General features: G+C 64.0%; 17 protein-coding genes. 6 read left to right on the top strand and 11 right to left on the bottom strand.

Annotated features, from left to right (window positions below; genetic code table 11):
• Positions 1–11: 11 nt before the first annotated feature.
• The gene (gene mtaB / locus JQ575_RS26455) at positions 12–1277 is read left to right on the top strand and encodes a tRNA (N(6)-L-threonylcarbamoyladenosine(37)-C(2))-methylthiotransferase MtaB (RefSeq protein WP_212036066.1); all 1266 of its coding nucleotides are present in this window, start codon (positions 12–14) and stop codon (positions 1275–1277) included.
• Between the two features lie 114 nt (positions 1278–1391).
• Here the strand turns inward: mtaB and JQ575_RS26450 are convergent, their stop codons facing one another.
• Positions 1392–2114 carry an RluA family pseudouridine synthase gene (locus JQ575_RS26450; protein WP_212036065.1) on the bottom strand — a complete coding sequence of 241 codons (723 nt, stop codon included), beginning with the start codon at positions 2112–2114 and terminating at the stop codon, positions 1392–1394.
• A gap of 28 nt (positions 2115–2142) precedes the next feature.
• Between JQ575_RS26450 and ftsY the strand changes: the two genes are divergently transcribed.
• On the top strand, positions 2143–3090 hold the full coding sequence (gene ftsY / locus JQ575_RS26445) for a signal recognition particle-docking protein FtsY (protein ID WP_212036064.1): 948 nt from the start codon (positions 2143–2145) through the stop codon (positions 3088–3090).
• A 1-nt stretch (position 3091) separates the two neighbouring features.
• Entirely contained in the window at positions 3092–3694 is a 603-nt protein-coding gene (locus JQ575_RS26440; RefSeq protein WP_212036063.1) for a septation protein A, read from the top strand.
• A 162-nt stretch (positions 3695–3856) separates the two neighbouring features.
• On the opposite strand, the gene JQ575_RS26435 is transcribed toward JQ575_RS26440, so the two are convergent.
• The 6 genes from JQ575_RS26435 to ccmA all read right to left on the bottom strand — a co-directional run bounded on the left by JQ575_RS26435 (position 3857) and on the right by ccmA (position 7564).
• Positions 3857–4216, bottom strand: a complete 360-nt coding sequence (locus JQ575_RS26435; protein ID WP_212036062.1) for a helix-hairpin-helix domain-containing protein — start codon at positions 4214–4216, stop codon at positions 3857–3859.
• A gap of 245 nt (positions 4217–4461) precedes the next feature.
• On the bottom strand, positions 4462–5058 hold the full coding sequence (locus JQ575_RS26430) for a DsbE family thiol:disulfide interchange protein (protein ID WP_212036061.1): 597 nt from the start codon (positions 5056–5058) through the stop codon (positions 4462–4464).
• Positions 5055–5234, bottom strand: a complete 180-nt coding sequence (ccmD, locus tag JQ575_RS26425; RefSeq protein ID WP_192739315.1) for a heme exporter protein CcmD — start codon at positions 5232–5234, stop codon at positions 5055–5057. Before ccmD ends, JQ575_RS26430 begins: the two co-directional genes overlap by 4 nt.
• 4 nt (positions 5235–5238) lie before the next feature.
• Positions 5239–5970 carry a heme ABC transporter permease gene (locus JQ575_RS26420; protein WP_283842650.1) on the bottom strand — a complete coding sequence of 244 codons (732 nt, stop codon included), beginning with the start codon at positions 5968–5970 and terminating at the stop codon, positions 5239–5241.
• Between the two features lie 81 nt (positions 5971–6051).
• A complete protein-coding gene (gene ccmB / locus JQ575_RS26415; protein WP_192739313.1) occupies positions 6052–6720 on the bottom strand; it encodes a heme exporter protein CcmB in 669 nt (222 codons plus the stop codon).
• Positions 6721–6961: 241 nt separating this feature from the next.
• Positions 6962–7564, bottom strand: coding sequence for a heme ABC exporter ATP-binding protein CcmA (gene ccmA, locus JQ575_RS26410; protein ID WP_212036059.1), 603 nt, complete (start codon positions 7562–7564; stop codon positions 6962–6964).
• A 226-nt stretch (positions 7565–7790) separates the two neighbouring features.
• Between ccmA and acnA the strand changes: the two genes are divergently transcribed.
• The 3 genes from acnA (at position 7791) to JQ575_RS26395 (ending at position 12365) form a co-directional block, all read left to right on the top strand.
• Positions 7791–10511 carry an aconitate hydratase AcnA gene (gene acnA, locus JQ575_RS26405; RefSeq protein WP_212036058.1) on the top strand — a complete coding sequence of 907 codons (2721 nt, stop codon included), beginning with the start codon at positions 7791–7793 and terminating at the stop codon, positions 10509–10511.
• A gap of 222 nt (positions 10512–10733) precedes the next feature.
• The gene (locus JQ575_RS26400) at positions 10734–11495 is read left to right on the top strand and encodes a thioredoxin family protein (RefSeq protein ID WP_212036057.1); all 762 of its coding nucleotides are present in this window, start codon (positions 10734–10736) and stop codon (positions 11493–11495) included.
• 498 nt (positions 11496–11993) lie between these two features.
• Complete coding sequence (locus JQ575_RS26395) at positions 11994–12365, top strand: DUF2794 domain-containing protein (RefSeq protein WP_211999183.1); 372 nt, start codon at positions 11994–11996, stop codon at positions 12363–12365.
• A gap of 160 nt (positions 12366–12525) precedes the next feature.
• Here JQ575_RS26395 and JQ575_RS26390 read toward each other — a convergent pair whose 3' ends face one another.
• The 4 genes from JQ575_RS26390 to JQ575_RS26375 form a co-directional block, all read right to left on the bottom strand.
• Positions 12526–13056 (bottom strand): GNAT family N-acetyltransferase, encoded by a 531-nt coding sequence (locus JQ575_RS26390; RefSeq protein WP_212036056.1) that lies wholly within the window; start codon positions 13054–13056, stop codon positions 12526–12528.
• 83 nt (positions 13057–13139) lie between these two features.
• Positions 13140–13931, bottom strand: coding sequence for a Bax inhibitor-1/YccA family protein (locus JQ575_RS26385; RefSeq protein ID WP_212036055.1), 792 nt, complete (start codon positions 13929–13931; stop codon positions 13140–13142).
• A 244-nt stretch (positions 13932–14175) separates the two neighbouring features.
• Positions 14176–16746, bottom strand: a complete 2571-nt coding sequence (locus JQ575_RS26380) for an ABC transporter permease (protein ID WP_212036054.1) — start codon at positions 16744–16746, stop codon at positions 14176–14178.
• Positions 16743–17462, bottom strand: a complete 720-nt coding sequence (locus JQ575_RS26375; RefSeq protein WP_212036053.1) for an ABC transporter ATP-binding protein — start codon at positions 17460–17462, stop codon at positions 16743–16745. Before JQ575_RS26375 ends, JQ575_RS26380 begins: the two co-directional genes overlap by 4 nt.
• Positions 17463–17493 lie beyond the last annotated feature (31 nt).

Genomic DNA, 17493 nt, shown 5'->3' with positions numbered 1-17493 from the left:
AAAACAATTCGATGAGCGTCGACGTCCTCACCTTCGGCTGCCGCCTCAACGCCTTTGAATCCGAAGTGATCCGGCACGAGGCCGAGAGCGCGGGCCTTTCCGATACCATCGTCATCAACAGCTGCGCGGTCACCAACGAGGCGGTGGCGCAGGCGCGGCAATCGATCCGGCGGTTGAAGCGCGAGCGGCCCCATGCGCGCATCGTCGTCACCGGCTGCGCGGCGCAGACCCAGCCTGAAATGTTTGCCGGCATGATCGAAGTCGATCGCGTCGTCGGCAATGACGAGAAGATGCGCTTTGAGGCCTGGCGCAGCGCGCGTGCGGCATTCGATTCCGGCTTCGGCATCGCGGCCAGCGAGAAGATCGCGGTCGCCGACATCATGGCGGTCACCGAGATGGGGCCGCATCTGCTGGAAGGGTTTCAGAGCGGCCTGCCGCGGGTGTTCGTGCAGGTGCAGAACGGCTGCGACCATCGCTGCACTTTCTGCATCATCCCCTACGGCCGCGGCAATTCACGCTCGGTGCCGATGGGCGCAGTGGTCGATCAGGTGCGTACGCTGGTCGAGCGTGGTCATGCCGAAATCGTGCTGACCGGCGTCGATCTCACCAGCTACGGCGCCGATCTGCCGGGCACGCCAAAACTCGGCCAGCTGACAAAACAGATTTTGCGGCATGTGCCGGAACTGAAGCGTTTGCGGATTTCATCGATCGATTCCATCGAAGCCGATCGCGACCTGCTCGACGTCATCGGCGACGATGAACGCCTGATGCCGCATCTGCATCTGTCGCTGCAGTCCGGCGACGACCTGATTCTGAAACGTATGAAGCGCCGGCATTCGCGCGGCCATGCGATCGACTTCTGCGCGCAGGTGCGGCGGCTGCGGCCGGACATCGCGCTCGGCGCGGATATCATCACGGGCTTTCCGACCGAGACCGAAGAGATGTTCACGCGTTCGCAGGATCTGGTCGAAGAATGCGATCTCACCTTCCTGCATGTGTTTCCCTATTCCAAACGTCCGGGCACGCCGGCGTCGCGGATGCCGCAGGTCGCGGGCGAGGCTATCAAGGAACGTGCGAAGCGCTTGCGCGCGACGGGTGAGGCGGCGCTGCGGAAACGGCTGGCGGCCGAAATCGGTGCGACGCGACAGGTGTTGATCGAGAGCGGAAGGCAGGGCCGGACGGAGCATTTTCTGCCGGTGGCGATTGCAGGGGAAGCGCCGGGCGCGGTGCAGGCGCTGACGATGATCGGACATGACGGCGCGCGGCTGACGGTTTAGCTCTCCGTCATGCCCGGGCTTGTCCCGGGCATCCACGACTTACTTTCTCTTGAGCAGCAAATGAGCAGCAAAGACGTGGATGGCCGGGTCAAGCGCGGCCATGACGAGTTGGGGCTACTCCCCATTCCAGCCGCACACCCTGAGCCGTTCGCGCATATGCTCCGGCGCCGGCGCGACCACGCGGACCGGTTCCTTGTTCCTTGAAATCGGAATCACGATCTCGCGGGAATGCAGATGCAGGCGCGGCTCGCCGAAGCGGGGGCCGTTGCCGTAGATGTTGTCGCCGACGATCGGCCAGCCCGTGGCCGATGAGTGCACGCGCAATTGATGGGTGCGGCCGGTGACCGGTTCCAGCTCTAACCAGGCGAGGCGATTGCCACGGCCGCGCACTTTCCAGTTTGTGACGGCTTTTTGACCATCCGGATCCGGCTTCTGCCACCAACCGCGCTCGACGTTGAGCCGGCCGAGCGCCATGTCGATGGTGCCTTCATCTTCGGCAGGTCCGCCTTCGACGACGGCCCAATAGGTCTTGCCGATCTTGCCGTGCTTGAACAGCAGGCCGAGCGAGGCCGTGGCCTTGCGATGGCGTCCCAGCACGAGACAGCCGGACGTGTCCTTGTCGAGGCGGTGCGCCAGCACCGGCGGCCGCGGCAGGCCGAATCGCAGGCCATCGAACGAGGTTTCCAAATTGGCGCCACCCTTGGGGCCGCGATGCACCGGCAGGCCGCAGGGCTTGTCGATGACCAGCATCAGCCCGTCGCGGTGGAGCACCCGGGCCTGAATTTCTTCCGCGGTCAGGTCCGCAATTTCAATGGGTTGGTTGTGGCTTTCGTTCATGGCGCGAAACCGCTAACACACGTCCGACATGAGCGATACCACTCCCGGAACTCCAAAACTGAGCTGGTGGCGGCGGCTTTCGAGCGGCCTGAAGCGAACCTCGAGTTCGATCGGGTCAGCCGTTGCCGACCTCGTCACCAAGCGAAAGCTCGACCGCGCCATGCTCGATGATATCGAGGATGTGCTGCTGCGCGCCGATCTCGGCACCGAAGTGGCGGTGCGGATCGCGGACGCCGTCGGCGCCGGCCGCTACGACAAGGCGATCTCGGCGGATGAGGTCAAGGCGGTGGTCGCGACCGAGGTCGAGAAGGTGCTGGCGCCGGTGGCCAGGCCGCTGGTGATCGATGCCAATCAAAAGCCGTTCGTCATCCTGGTGATCGGCGTCAACGGTTCCGGCAAGACCACCACCATCGGCAAGCTGGCGGCGAAGCTCAGCGCCGAGGGCCGCAAGGTGATGCTGGCGGCCGGCGACACGTTCCGCGCCGCGGCGATCGAACAGTTGAAGGTCTGGGGCGAGCGCACCAAATCGCCTGTGATCGCGGGCGCGCAGGGATCGGATTCGGCGAGCCTGGCCTTCAATGCGCTGACGGCGGCGCAGGAGCAGAAGATCGACGTGCTGCTGATCGACACCGCCGGGCGATTGCAGAACAAGGCCGAGCTGATGAAAGAGCTCGAAAAAGTCGTCCGCGTCATCAAGAAGGTCGACGCCTCGGCCCCGCATGCGGTGCTGCTGGTGCTCGACGCCACGGTGGGACAAAATGCGCTGTCGCAGGTCGAGGCTTTTCATCGTACCGCAGGCGTCACCGGCCTTGTGATGACCAAGCTCGACGGCACCGCGCGGGGCGGCATCCTGGTGGCGCTGTCGGAGAAATTCAAACTGCCGGTGCACTTCATCGGCGTCGGCGAAGGCGTCGACGATCTGGCGCCGTTTACCGCGCGGGATTTTGCGCAGGCGATTGCAGGGATCGAAAGTTAAGATGGACAAGACCCAGCCGCATCCGCTGTTCAAGCTCGCGACCGAACTCGGTCCGCTGCTCGTGTTCTTTGGCGCCAACGCCAAATTCGGTCTGTTCGTCGCCACCGGTGCGTTCATGGTGGCGATCATCGCGGCGATGATCGCGTCCTATATGGTGACGAAGCATGTGCCCATGATGGCGATCGTCACCGGCGTCATCGTCATCGTGTTCGGCACGCTGACGCTGGTGCTGCACGACGAGACTTTCATCAAGGTCAAGCCGACCATCATCTACGGCCTGTTCGCCGCGATCCTCGGCGGCGGCCTGCTGTTCGGCCGCTCCTTTATCGCCATCATGTTCGATCAGATGTTCAATCTGACGCCGCAGGGCTGGCGCATCCTCACCCTGCGCTGGGCGCTGTTCTTCCTCGGGATGGCGCTTCTGAACGAATTCATCTGGCGTACCCAGTCGACCGATTTCTGGGTCGGCTTCAAGGCGTTCGGCGTGATTCCGCTGACGATGATCTTTGCGATCGCCCAGATGCCGCTGACCAAGCGCTACCATCTGGAGCCGGCCTCGCTGGAAGCCAGCGAAGCGGACGCGGGAGATGTGAGGAAGGGTTAGGGTCTGGCGCCGCTCTGCTCCCTCGCCCCGCGCTTGCGGGGAGAGGGTTGGGGTGAGGGGCCTCTCTCCGAGCAAAGATTGCCGAGGGACCTGTACCCCCTCACCCGGATCGCAAGGGCGATCCGACCTCTCCCCGCAAGCGGGGAGAGGTAAGAGAGCAAATCAGCTCTTCTGCTTGGCGATCACGTGGTCCTTGATCTTGTCGTAGGTCGCCTGCGGGACGATGTTCTTGTGCACCAGATCGTCCTTGCCCTTGTAGGGACGGCCGGCGACGATCTTGGCGGAATAGGCCTTGCCGATCCCCGGCAGCGCCTCGAGCTGGTCGACCGTCGCCGAATTGATGTCGAGCAGATCGGCCTTCGGAGCCGGCGCCATCTTCGACTCCTGGGCCTTCGGCGCGGGAGCCATCTTGCTGTCGGATTTGGTCGCCGGCTGCGCGGTCTGGGCCATCGACGGGGTTGCCGCCATCAGGCCGACCGTGAGCGCAGTTGCGAGAAGAGAAGCGAGCGTGAAATGACGCATAGAAGTGTCCCTCCAAGGACGGTTTAAGTAACGCAATCAAGCTAGCTTCGAATTCGTGGCGGCGCCATGGCCGGCAAATGAACGGCAGATAAAAGCTGGAAATTATTTGAACTCGTCATTCCCCGATGCGCAATTGCGCATCTGAGGGCGTGCGAAGCACGAGCCCGGAATTCATCGTGAAGCTGATCGTGCTGCTAGATGGATTCCGGGCTCTCGCTTCGCGAGCCCCGGAATGACGGCGGCCGTTACGAACCCGCCTTCAACGCCTTCTCGATCTCCGCCTTCAGCACGGTATCGACATTGGCCGGCGTGATCGGCCCGACCAGTTTGTAGACGATGGTGCCTTCGCGGCCGACCACAAAGGTCTCGGGCACGCCATAGACGCCCCATTCGATCGAGGCGCGGCCGTTGCCGTCGGCGCCGACCATGCTGAACGGGTTGCCGTAGCGGCCGAGGAAGCGGCGGGCGTTGTCGGGCGAATCCTTGTAGTTGATGCCGACGATCTGCAGCCGCTTGTCCTTGGCCAGCGCAGTGAGTAGCGGCATCTCGTCATGGCATGGCACGCACCAGGACGCCCAGACGTTGACGACGCTGACCTTGCCCTTGAAGGCCGAAGGGTCCAGCCCGGGAATAGCGATGCCGTTGTCGACCAGGCCTGCCAGCGCCGGCAGGGCGGTCTGCGGCGCCGGGCGGCCGATCAGCGCGGATGGAATTTTGGAAGGATCACCGCTGTACAGCCGCAGCAGGAACAACCCGGCCACCGCCATGAAACCGATCAGTGGCAGCGCCACCAGCCAGCGCCGGCTTTGCCGCGGTGCGTCAGATGCCGCCGGCCCGCTCATCGTATATCTGCCGCACTGCGGCCGGAGCGCCTGGTGATGCCGCTGGCCTCGAGCTCGCGCAGGCGCGCCTTCTGGCGGCGAAAATCGATGGCGATCCAGGCAATCAGGATCGCGACAACAGCGGCGACCAGCGCGTAGGACGTCACGATGAAGGAGGCATAGGGACCGAGCGCCATTGCGTCACGCGGCCTGTTGGCTGGCTTGCATGATCTGCAAGCTGCGCACGCGGCGGCGCAGGATCTCGTTGCGCATCGCCGCCAGATGCAGCGTGACGAACAGCAGCGAAAATCCAACCGCCATCACCAGTAACGGAATCAGGAAGGCGCGGTCGAGCGTGGAGCCTCCCATCCGCAGCACCGAGGCCGGCTGATGCAGCGTGTTCCACCAGTCGACCGAGAATTTGATGATCGGCAGATTGAGCGCGCCGACCAGTGTGAGGATCGCCGCCGCCCGCGCCGCGCGCGAGGGATCGTCCACCGCGCGCCACAGCGCGATCAGGCCGAGATACATCAGGAACAGGATCAGCACCGAGGTGAGCCGCGCATCCCATTGCCAATAGGTGCCCCACATCGGCCGGCCCCATAGCGAGCCCGTGACCAGCGCGAGAAACGTGAAGGCGGCGCCGATCGGGGCGGCCGCTTTCGCAGCGACGTCGGCGAGTGGATGCCGCCACACCAGCGTGCCCAGCGCCGCAAGGCTCATGACGCCCCACACGAACATCGACAGCCACGCGTTGGGCACGTGGATAAACATGATCTTGACGGTGGCGCCCTGCTGATAGTCGTCGGGCGCCATTGCTGCCTGGTACAAGCCGATGGTCAGAAGGATTGCGGTCACGCCCGCCAGCCACGGCAATATGCGCCCCGTCAGCGACAGAAATTTGGTGGGGTTGGCGAGGTCGATCAGCGTCATGGGCATCCTGATAGTCGGCGGCGGCGGAGCAGGCAATGCGGCTTGTTCTGTTCCATCAAGTGTTGATCGGCATCAAATTATCTAGTCCAGCCCGTGCCGCAGGCTGGCGGCTGCGGCAAACGGTCCGATCACGAAACTCACCAGCGAGATCGCGCACAGGATCGAAAACGGTGTTCCAAACGGCAGCGGTCCCGATATCGCGGCCTGCGACGCCGCGACGCCGAAAATCAGCACCGGGATCGACAGCGGCAGCACCAGCACTGCGAGCAACAACCCGCCGCGATGCAGCGTCACCGCCAGCGCGGCGCCGATCATGCCGATAAAAGTCAGCGCCGGCGTTCCCACCAGCAGCGTCAGCGCCACGGCCGAGGTCGCGGTGGCGTCGAGATTGAGCATCAGCCCAAGCACGGGCGTAGCTAAGATCAGCGGCAGCCCGGCGGCGAGCCAGTGCGCCAGCGCTTTCGCAGCACAGGCCAGTTCCAGCGGCGTCCGGCCCATCACGATCAGATCGAGCGAGCCGTCCTCGTGGTCTGACGTGAACAGGCGGTCGAGCGTGAGCAGACTGGCCAGCAGCGCGCCGAGCCAGAGAATGGAGGGCCCGAGCCGCGTCAGCAGCGCCAGGTCGGGCCCGAGCGCAAACGGCATCAGCACGGTGACGGTGAGGAAGAACAGCACGCCGATCAGCGCGCCGCCGCCGACGCGCAGCGCGATCCTGATATCGCGTCGAATCAGCGCGGCAAGGGCGGTCATGGGAAATCCCTCTGCATCTTGCCGGATGTAGAGTGACGATGCCGCAACGAGCGCCAATCGCTCCCTCCCCCCTTGCGGGGGAGGGCGGGGGAGAGGGGTGGCTCCGGAAATGGTGTTCGAGAGTCGTTGCTGGATGTCCAGCCGAGAGAGCGCGTCGTGGGATACCCCTCTCCCTGACCCTCCCCCGCAAGGGGGGAGGGAACGGAGGGAGCAGTGGTCTGAGTGAAGAAGCCAAGCGCACTCACTTCCCGCCTCCCATCCGCAATTCGTCCGCCTCGATCCCGAGCGGCGCGTGGGTGGCCGCAACGATGATGCCGCCGCGCGCGAGGTGGCCCTGCATCAGGCCGGCGAACAGATCCTGCCCGGCGGCATCGAGCGCCGAGGTCGGCTCGTCCAGCAGCCAAACCGGCCGCCGCACCGCGAGCAGCCGGGCGATCGACAGCCGCCGCCGTTGGCCGGCCGACAGATACGCCGCCGGTAAATGCGTGGCGTGCGCGAGCCCCACTTTGGCGAGGCTTTCATTGGGATCGCTGGCGTCCCCACCCAGAAAATCCCGCCAGAACGACAGGTTTTCCAGCACGCTGAGCGCAGGTTTTAGTGCGTCGCGATGGCCGAGATAATGGGCCTGTTCGGGCAGCGTCAGTTCGTCCGCGCCGCCTTCCAGCGCGACCGATCCGCCAGCCGGCACCAGCAAGCCCGCGATCAGCCGCAACAGCGACGTCTTGCCGGAGCCGTTGGGGCCGATGACGGCGAGCGCGTGGCTGGATGAGGCCTCGAAGTCGAGCCCGGAAAACACCGCGCGCCCACCCCGTACACAATCGATCTGGCGTCCTCTGAGCCGCATCTTGCCTCGTGACGGCCCTTCAGAAAACCTTGGGGTACCGCATCAGAATTTTTGGGTCGCGCAATGCTGCAGCACGATCGTGGTTGTGGCGGCGCATCTAGAAAGATTCTATAAGCCCGGAACTTGATGCAGCACACAACCGGCGGCCGCAAGCCGGTAAGCCAACCGCGCTGACGGTGTTTAAATACCCTTTGCCGGGTATAACTGAGAATTGGGATTTCCTGACATGACCTCGCTCGACAGCTTCAAATGCCGCAAGACCCTCAAGGTCGGTGGCAAGACCTACGTGTATTACAGCCTGCCCGCCGCCGAGAAGAACGGTCTGAAGGGAATTTCCAAGCTCCCCTATTCTATGAAGGTGCTGCTGGAAAACCTGCTGCGCTTTGAAGACGATCGCACGGTCAAGAAGGCCGACATCATCGCGGTGTCGAAATGGCTGAAGACGCGCAAGCTCGAGCATGAAATCTCGTTTCGCCCCGCGCGCGTGCTGATGCAGGATTTCACCGGCGTGCCGGCGGTGGTCGATCTCGCCGCGATGCGTAACGCAATGCAGGCGCTCGGCGGCGACGCCGAGAAGATCAATCCGCTGGTGCCGGTCGACCTCGTCATCGACCACAGCGTGATCGTCAACTTCTTCGGTGACAACAAGGCGTTCGGCAAGAACGTGGTCGAGGAATACAAGCAGAATCAGGAACGCTACGAGTTCCTCAAATGGGGCCAGAAGGCGTTCACGAATTTCTCGGTGGTGCCGCCCGGCACCGGCATCTGCCACCAGGTCAATCTCGAATACCTCGCCCAGACGGTGTGGACCCGCAAGGAGAAGATGACGGTCGGCAAGAAGACCGGCACGTTCGAAGTCGCCTATCCCGACACGCTGGTCGGCACCGATTCGCACACCACGATGGTCAACGGTCTGGCCGTGCTGGGCTGGGGCGTTGGCGGCATCGAGGCGGAAGCTGCGATGCTCGGCCAGCCGCAGTCGATGCTGCTGCCCGAAGTGATCGGCTTCAAACTCAAGGGCCAGATGAAGGAAGGCGTCACCGCCACCGACCTGGTGCTGACCGTGACGCAGATGCTGCGCAAGCAAGGCGTGGTCGGAAAGTTCGTCGAATTCTACGGCCCCGGCCTCGATTACCTGTCGGTCGCCGACAAGGCGACGATCGGCAACATGGCGCCGGAATATGGCGCGACCTGCGGCTTCTTCCCGGTCGATGCCGCGACCATCGATTATCTGAAAACCTCGGGCCGCAAGGCGGACCGTGTGAAACTGGTCGCGGCCTACGCCAAGGCGCAGGGCCTGTTCCGCACCGCCAAATCCGCCGATCCCGTGTTCACGGAAACGCTGACGCTCGATCTTGCCGACGTGGTGCCCTCGATGGCCGGACCGAAGCGCCCCGAAGGCCGCGTCGCACTTCCGGCGGTCGCCTCGGGCTTCTCCGCGGCGATGACCAGCGAATACAAGAAGGCGGCGGATGCCTCGCATCGCTACGCCGTCGAGAACCGCAATTTCGATCTCGGCCATGGCGACGTCGTGATCGCCGCGATCACCTCCTGCACCAACACGTCAAACCCGAGTGTGCTGATCGGCGCGGGCCTCTTGGCCCGCAACGCGGCCGCCAAGGGCCTGAAGGCCAAGCCATGGGTCAAGACCTCGCTGGCGCCGGGCAGCCAGGTGGTCGCGGAATATCTGTCCAACTCCGGACTGCAGCTCGATCTCGACAAGGTCGGGTTCAATCTGGTCGGCTTCGGCTGCACCACCTGCATCGGCAATTCCGGCCCGCTGCCGGAGGATATTTCGAAGTCGATCAACGACAATGGCATCGTCGCCGCCGCCGTGCTGTCGGGTAACCGAAATTTCGAAGGCCGGGTGTCGCCGGACGTGCAGGCGAATTATCTCGCCTCGCCGCCGCTGGTCGTCGCCTATGCGCTGGCCGGCACCGTGACCAAGGATCTTTCGGTCGAGCCGATCGGCGAAGGCAAGGACGGCAAGCCGGTGTTCCTGAAGGACATCTGGCCGACCACCAAGGAAATCAACGCCTATATGAAGAAGTTCGTCACCGCGACGATCTTCAAGAAGCGCTACGCCGACGTGTTCAAGGGCGACACCAACTGGCGCAAGATCAAGACGGTCGAGAGCGAGACCTATCGCTGGAACATGAGCTCGACCTATGTGCAGAACCCGCCCTACTTCGAAGGCATGAAGAAGGAGCCGGAACCGATCGTCGACGTGGTCGATGCGCGGATTCTGGCGATGTTCGGCGACAAGATCACCACCGACCACATCTCGCCGGCCGGCTCGATCAAGCTGACCTCTCCGGCCGGAAAATATCTGTCGGAGCATCAGGTGCGTCCGGCCGACTTCAACCAGTACGGCACGCGGCGCGGCAACCATGAGATCATGATGCGCGGCACCTTTGCGAATATCCGCATCAAGAACTTCATGCTCAAAGGCGCTGATGGAAACATTCCGGAAGGCGGATTGACAAAACATTGGCCCGACGGCGAGCAGATGTCGATCTACGACGCGGCGATGAAGTACCAGGCCGAGCAGGTGCCGCTGGTGGTGTTCGCCGGCGCCGAATACGGCAACGGCTCGTCGCGCGACTGGGCGGCGAAGGGCACCAGGCTGCTCGGCGTCCGCGCGGTGATCTGCCAGAGCTTCGAGCGCATCCATCGCTCCAACCTGGTCGGTATGGGCGTGCTGCCGCTGACCTTCGAGGACGGCCAGTCCTGGACGTCGATCGGGTTGAAGGGCGACGAGAAGGTGACGATCCGCGGCCTGCAGGGCGATTTGAAGCCGCGTCAGAAGCTGACCGCGGAAATCGTGTCCGGCGACGGGTCGCTGCAGCGCGTTTCGCTGCTCTGCCGCATCGATACGCTCGACGAGCTCGACTACTACCGCAACGGCGGCATTCTGCACTATGTGCTGCGCAAGCTTGCGGCCTGAGTTTTGTTTTGACGCGTTTTCTTCACGCGAACCGGTACTACTTCGCTTGAAAACGCCTTGAAACGCGGATTTGTGATCGGTGGCTCACTGCTACGTGAGTAGCGACCGGGAAGAAGGCGGCCTATGAAAAGGCCGCTTTCTTGCGTCTGGGGTGCGCGCTTAGGGATAGAAAATCATGCCCCGTACAAATACGGATAGAAATCGCCAGGACCGGTTCGCAGTATGACAGCGATGATGGCCTATAGTTCGATTTCGCGATGGTCCAGTGCGCTTGGTGTATGCGCCATCGTCGCGATCATCCGTCCCGCTCATGCCGACCCGCGCGCGGTCGTCGAGCTATTTACCTCGCAAGGCTGCTCGTCGTGCCCGCCGGCCGACGAGATCATCGGCGAGCTGGCCAAGGACCCCAACGTGATCGCGCTCAGCATGCCGATCGAATATTGGGATTATCTGGGCTGGAAGGATACGCTGGCGGACTCGCGCTTCAGCGCGCGCCAGAAAGCCTATTCGCAAATGCGTGGCGATCGCGACGTCTACACGCCGCAGGCCATCGTCAACGGTTCGGCGAAGGTGGTCGGCAGCGATCGTGCAGGCATCGACAGCGCCATCCAGCACACCCAGAAAGCCTCCGGCGTGATGTCGGTGCCGGTGACGATGACGTTGTCCGGCAAGCACATCAACGTGTCGGTGGCGGCAAGCAACGCGCCGACTTCATCGCAGGGCGAAGTCTGGATTTGCTCGGTCTCGAAGGCGGTGCCAATCTCGATCGGGCGCGGCGAAAACCGCGGCCGCCAGGTCACCTACTACAATGTGGTGCGCAACATCCTGAAGGTCGGAGACTGGAACGGCAGTTCCGGAAGCTGGACCGTTCCGCTTGAAAACATCTCCCGCGATGGCGTCGATGCCGCGGTCGTCTATGTCCAGGACGGCAATCGCGAAAAGCCCGGCCCGATGCTGGGCGCGGCCTACACGCCGCTGCGCTGATTTTCACAGAAGCGTTTTGAGTCCGGGTTCGCTGCTGCGGCGAGCGGCAGCGCTCCGCCGTGAGGCGGATCAATTGGGATTTCCCAAAACAAAGGTATCCCCAAAAGAAAAAGGACCAACTCTCGTTGGCCCAGTGCGGGAGAAAGCTCCCCTGCGAACAGACCCGATCCCGACGGCCCCGGGGGGCTGGGGGCTGAGGAATCCGGAACCGAAAGGACCGGGTCAACGCAGGATTCATTTGTCGCAAGCCAGAGGGGCGGGCGATGGGCGGAAGTGGGGCAGCAATATGATTCCTCTAACGTTCCCGTGACTCGGTATTTCCGGTGTTACCGGACGGTCCGTCGCGGTTTTCCGCCGCAATTTCAAAGGGCCTTGCGGTGCCCGGCGGTTAGCGCGATCATGTCATTGTCATGATCCCGACCCGAAGGGCCGCGTCAGCGCAAACCAGGGACCGGTTTTTCGGAGCAAGATCATGCCGGAGACGACAGGAGGCGCTCGATGAGTTCGATGTCGGAGGACACTGATCCAAGCGGGAGTCGCGCAGTGGCGCGCACCGCCACTGCAAGTCCGCTGCCGAATAGCGTTACGTTCAATCGCCTGGAGCTCAATCGCATCCTCAATCTGTACGGCCGCATGGTCGCCGATGGCGAGTGGCGCGATTATGCCATCGACTTCCTGAAGGACCGTGCGGTGTTCTCGGTGTTCCGCCGCGCCTCCGAAGTCCCGATATATCGCATCGAGAAGGATCCGCGGCTGGCGCGCAAGCAGGGCATGTACAGCGTGATCTCAGCGACCGGGCTGATCCTGCGCCGCGGCCATGAGCTGGAGCGCGTGCTGCTGGTGATCGATCGCAAGCTGGCGGTGGTCTAATCGGGCGACCTGAGTCATGTAGCCCGGATGAGCGAAGCGACATCCGGGGCCGGTGCGTCGATAATTCCCGGATTTCGCTTCGCTCATCCGGGCTACTATACCTCGAGCCGAGCCCCATCCTTTCGTTGCGTGGGGTTGTTTTCGCGATTTTGAGTCCGGCTTACGAAGCCGGCACCGTCGTGGCGCCTTCGCCGAGCGCGCGCTGCATCATCACCGTGTCCAGCCAGCGTCCGAATTTGAGGCCGACGCAGGGGTGCGTCCCGATCATCTGGAAGCCGGTCTTGGTGTGGACGCCGATCGAGCCGGCGTTGGCGGAATCGCCGATGACGGCGATCATTTGCCGGTAGCCCCGCGCTTCGCATTCGGCGATCAGCCGCTGCAGCAGCAACAGGCCGATGCCGCGGCGGTGGGTCGCCGGCTGCAGATAGACCGAGTTCTCCACTGTGAAGCGATAGGCCGGCCGAGGCCGGTAGGGGCCTGCATAGGCATATCCGATCACCCGGCCTTCGACCGCGGCGACGAAATACGGGAAACCCCCATCCATCAGCGCACGGAACCGGCGGGTCATCTCGGCGAGATCGGGCGGGATCAGCTCGAATGTCGCGGTGCCGTAGCGCACCGCGTGCTCGTAGATTTCGGTGACGAAGGGGAGGTCGGCCTCGGTGGCGGGCCTGATATCGGGCGTAGACATGGTGACAGATTATTTTTGCTGGCCGCAAAAGAAAAGCCCCGGCCGCGAGGCCGGGGCTTCAATTCTTTGGCTGGGCTGGGGCGCTAGTCGCGCTGGCCAAGCAGCTGCAGCAGCAGCGTGAACAGGTTGATGAAGTTCAGGTAGAGCGAAAGTGCGCCGGTAATCGCCGCCTTTTCCGCAATGTCACCGCCCTGCGAGGCATAGCCGTAGATGTAGTCGTTCTTCAGCCGCTGGGTGTCATAGGCGGTGAGGCCCGCGAACACCAGCACGCCCACCACCGAGATGATGAACTGCAGCATCGAGCTGCCGAGGAAGATGTTGACCACGCTCGCGATAACGATGCCGATCAGGCCCATGAACAGGAACGAGCCCATGGCGCTCATGTCACGTTTGGTGGTGTAGCCGTAGAGGCTCAGCGCGCCGAAGGTCGCCGCCGTGATGAAGAACACGCGCACGATCGAGGTGTGCGTGTACACCAGGAAGATCGACGACAGCGAGATGCCCATCAGCGCCGCGAACGCCCAGAACAGCAGTTGCGCCGTCGCGGGCCTCAGCCGGTTGATGCCAAACGAGATCGCGAACACCATGACCAGCGGCGCGAGGATAAACAGCCATTTCAGCGGGCTGACATACATCGCGTAGCCGAACGGCGTCAGGAACTCCCTGCCGAACTTGGCGACGCCGGCCGACTGATCCGGGGTCACCGCCAACATATAGACGCCGAGCGCCGCCAGACCGGTGATGGCCAGGCCGATCGACATGTAATTGTAGATGCGCAGCATATACGCGCGCAGACCGGCATCGACGGCCGCGGCATCGACGCGTCCGGCGGCCCGGCCGAAAGGAGAAGCGTAGTTACGGTCTAGGTCCGACATGGTCGAATTCCCGTTGGTTGCCCGGCGGATCGCAAGGGGTTTGCGTCGCCGGTTAGAATGTCTAGCCCAAAGGCCGCGATTTGCTGACATTAATTCGGTGTCATCAAACCGGCCTCTGTCCCAGGCTGGTATGTGGGAAACTAACACATTCGCTGCAAGCTTCCACGCGCGGCTGAATGTCGCTCTCGATAGCTATTCTCAAGCAAAAGCAGCGTTAATGCGGCCTTGCCGCCGCTACAAATTGTCACAAATTTCGCAACACGCTGGCCGGCTTCTGGTTCAGGGCCAGCAACGTGCCGGCGAGTCCGAGGCCTACCGTGACGATCAGGGCCGCGGCGACGACGCCGGCGGCGCTGCCGGCCTGCCAAATGAAGCTCAGCGTCATTAACCGGGTCACGATCAGCCAGGCCGCGACCGAGCCTGCGATCACGCCGAACACCGCCGTGGCCAGGCCGATCATCAGGTATTCCAGCGCGTAGGCGCCGAGCAGCCGCACCCGCGTCGCGCCCAGGGTCTTCAGGATGACAGCGTCGTAGACCCGGTGGCGATGGCCGGCAGCGAGCGCGCCGCCCAGCACCAGGATGGCCGAAATCAGCGTCACGGCGCTGGCGCCGCGAATCGCGAGCGTCAGATTGGTGACAACGGTGCCGATCGTGTCGAGCGCCTCGCGGACCCGCACACTGGTCACCATCGGGAACGCGTCGGCCACCTGCTTGATGATCCGGGCGTCACCGGCCGGATCCGGGTGGGCCTCGGACAAAGTCGCTACATGGGTGTGCGGCGCGCCCTTGAAGGCGTTGGGCGAGAACACCAGCACGAAATTGATGCCGAGGCCCTGCCAGTCGACATTGCGCAGATTGGCGATTTTCGCCGGGATGTCGCGGCCCAGCACATTGACGACGATCTCGTCGCCGATCTTGAGCTTCATTCCGTCGGCGATCTTTTTCTCCATCGAGACCAGCGGCGGCCCGCGATAGTCCGGAGCCCACCAATCGCCCTCGACGACTTTCGAGCCCTTGGGGATGTCCGCCGTATAGGTCAGACCGCGGTCGCTCTGCAGCACCCATTCGGTATCCCGCGTTGGCTTGAGTTCGTCGGCCTTGACGCCGCCTGCCGCGACGATGCGTCCGCGCAGCATCGGGACATCCTCCACGGTCGATTGCGGCGCAGTCTGCTTGAGAAACGCGCCGAAGCGATCAGCTTCCGAGGTCGGAATGTCGATGAAGTAGAACGAGGGGGCGCGGTCCGGCAACGCCGCCAGGAACTGCCGGCGCAGATTGCCGTCGATCTGGGTGATGGTGACGAGGACGGCAAGACCGAGGCCCAGCGACATCACGACCGAGGGCGTCAGCGCGCCGGGCCGGTAGATGTTGGCAATCGCCAGCCGCAGCATGGTGATATCGGATCGCGGCAGCCGGCGCGCCAGCGCCATCAGGCCGGCGGCGACGCCGCGCAGCAGCGCGAACACTGCAACCGACGAGGCGACGAACACCGCCGCGATGCGCTTGTCGTACGCAAGGCCGATCGCGACCGCGATCAAAAGCGCGATCACGACGGCCATCAAGGCGAGGTATCGCCAGCGCGGACGGTGCCATTCGCGGGCGACTTCCTCGCGGAACAACGCCGCCACCGGCACGTCGTGCACGCGTCCGAGCGGCCACAGCCCGAACGCGAGCGCGGTCAGCAGGCCGTAGAGGAAGGACAGTGCGAGTTCGTCGAGATGCAGCGCGGGGATCACCGGCAGCGGCAGCAGCTTGCCGAACAGGCCGACGATGACGAACGGCAGGGCCGCCCCGGCGACGAGCCCGATGATCGAGCCGATCCCGGCGAGCACGACCACCTGGGTCAGATAGATCGTGAAAACGTCGCGGCCGGTGGCGCCGAGCGCCTTGAACGCGGCGATGACGTCGCGGCGGCGGTCGATATGGCTCTTGACGGCGTTGGCGACGCCGACGCCGCCGACCAGGAGCGCGGCGAGGCCGACCAGCGTCAGGAACTGGGTGAAACGGCTGATGGTGCGCTCGAGTTGCGGCGAGGCGTTGGTGCGGCTGCGGATCCACCAGCCGGCCTCCGGCAACGCGGCCCGGACGCTGTCGATCAGTTGGGTCGCGGCGCGCTCGTCGGCCGCATTATCCGGCAATTTCAGCCGGTAGATCCAGCGCACGAGGCTGCCGGGCTGCAGCAATCCGGTCGCGCGCAGGCTGGTCTCGCTGACCAGGACGCGCGGGCCGAGCCCGACATTGCCGGCGAGCTTGTCCGGTTCGGCGCCGACCACGCTGCGGATCTGGTAGTTGGCGTTGCCGATGCTGATGCGGTCGCCGATCTTGAGGTCGAGCCGCGCCAGCAGCACGGAATCCACCGCCGTGCCGAATACGCCGTCGCGCTCGGCCAACAAATCCGCCACCGGCATCTTGGGATCAAGCGTCAACTCGCCGAGCATCGGGTATTTGCCGTCCACCGCCTTGAGTTCGACCAGCGCCAGCTTGCCGTCGCCGCTGCGGGCCATGACGCGCAAGGCGGCCGCGACCGAAACCTCGCCGCGGGCGCGCAGGAAGGCGACTTCTTCTGATGTGGCTTCGCGCTGGATCAGTGAAAACGCGACGTCGCCGCCGAGCAAGGTGCGGCCTTCGCGGCTCAGGCCGTCGCTGAGGCTGGCTGCGACCGAGCCGACGCCGGCAATCGCCATCACGCCGAGCGCGATGCAGGCGATGAACACGTAAAAGCCGCGCAGGCCGCTGCGCAATTCGCGAAGCGCGTAGCGCAGCGCCAGCGATGACGCGCGGCTGCCGCCGGCGGCTTCCGGCGCCATGGTCATGAAGTGGACTGTCCGTCGATGCGGCCCGAGCGCAGCCGCACCACACGGTCGCAGCGTTGCGCCAGCGAGGTGTCGTGCGTCACCAGCACCAGGGTCATTCCGCGCTCGGAATGCTTGGTGAAGAGCAGGTCGACGATCTGCTTGCCGGTCGCCTCGTCGAGATTGCCGGTCGGTTCGTCCGCGACGAGGATCGCAGGATCCGGCGCCAGCGCGCGGGCCAGCGCGACGCGTTGCTGCTCGCCGCCGGAGAGCTGCGTCGGATAATGATGCAGGCGATCGCCGAGGCCGACCGAGGTCAGCTCCTGCTCGGCTCGATTGGCCGCATCGGGATTGCCGGCGAGCTCCAGCGGCACCGCGACGTTTTCCAGCGCCGTCATGGTCGGGATCAGATGGAACGACTGGAATACGATGCCGACCTGGCGGCCGCGGAAGCGGGCGAGGGCGTCCTCGTCGAGGGCATTGAACGGGGTGCCGTTGACTACCACCTCTCCGCTGTCAGGCCGCTCCAACCCCGCCACCACCATCAGCAAGGTGGATTTCCCCGAACCTGACGGCCCGATCAGGCCGATCGCTTCGCCCGGTGCCACACGAAGGCTGATATCTTTCAGGATATGGACGCGTGCCGCGCCCGTGCCGAGCGAGAGATTGACGTTGGAAATGGAAATGGTGTCCGGCTCCAGGCCGGTTAGTGAAGAGGGTTCGATGAGACTGTCCATGGATCGGTCATATGGCAATTCCGCCGCCGGG

This window comes from Bradyrhizobium sp. JYMT SZCCT0428, assembly GCF_018131075.1.
Lineage (GTDB): Bacteria > Pseudomonadota > Alphaproteobacteria > Rhizobiales > Xanthobacteraceae > Bradyrhizobium.
Note: the sequence above shows the minus strand (reverse complement) of the source record. Positions and strands in the feature narration are given on the sequence as shown.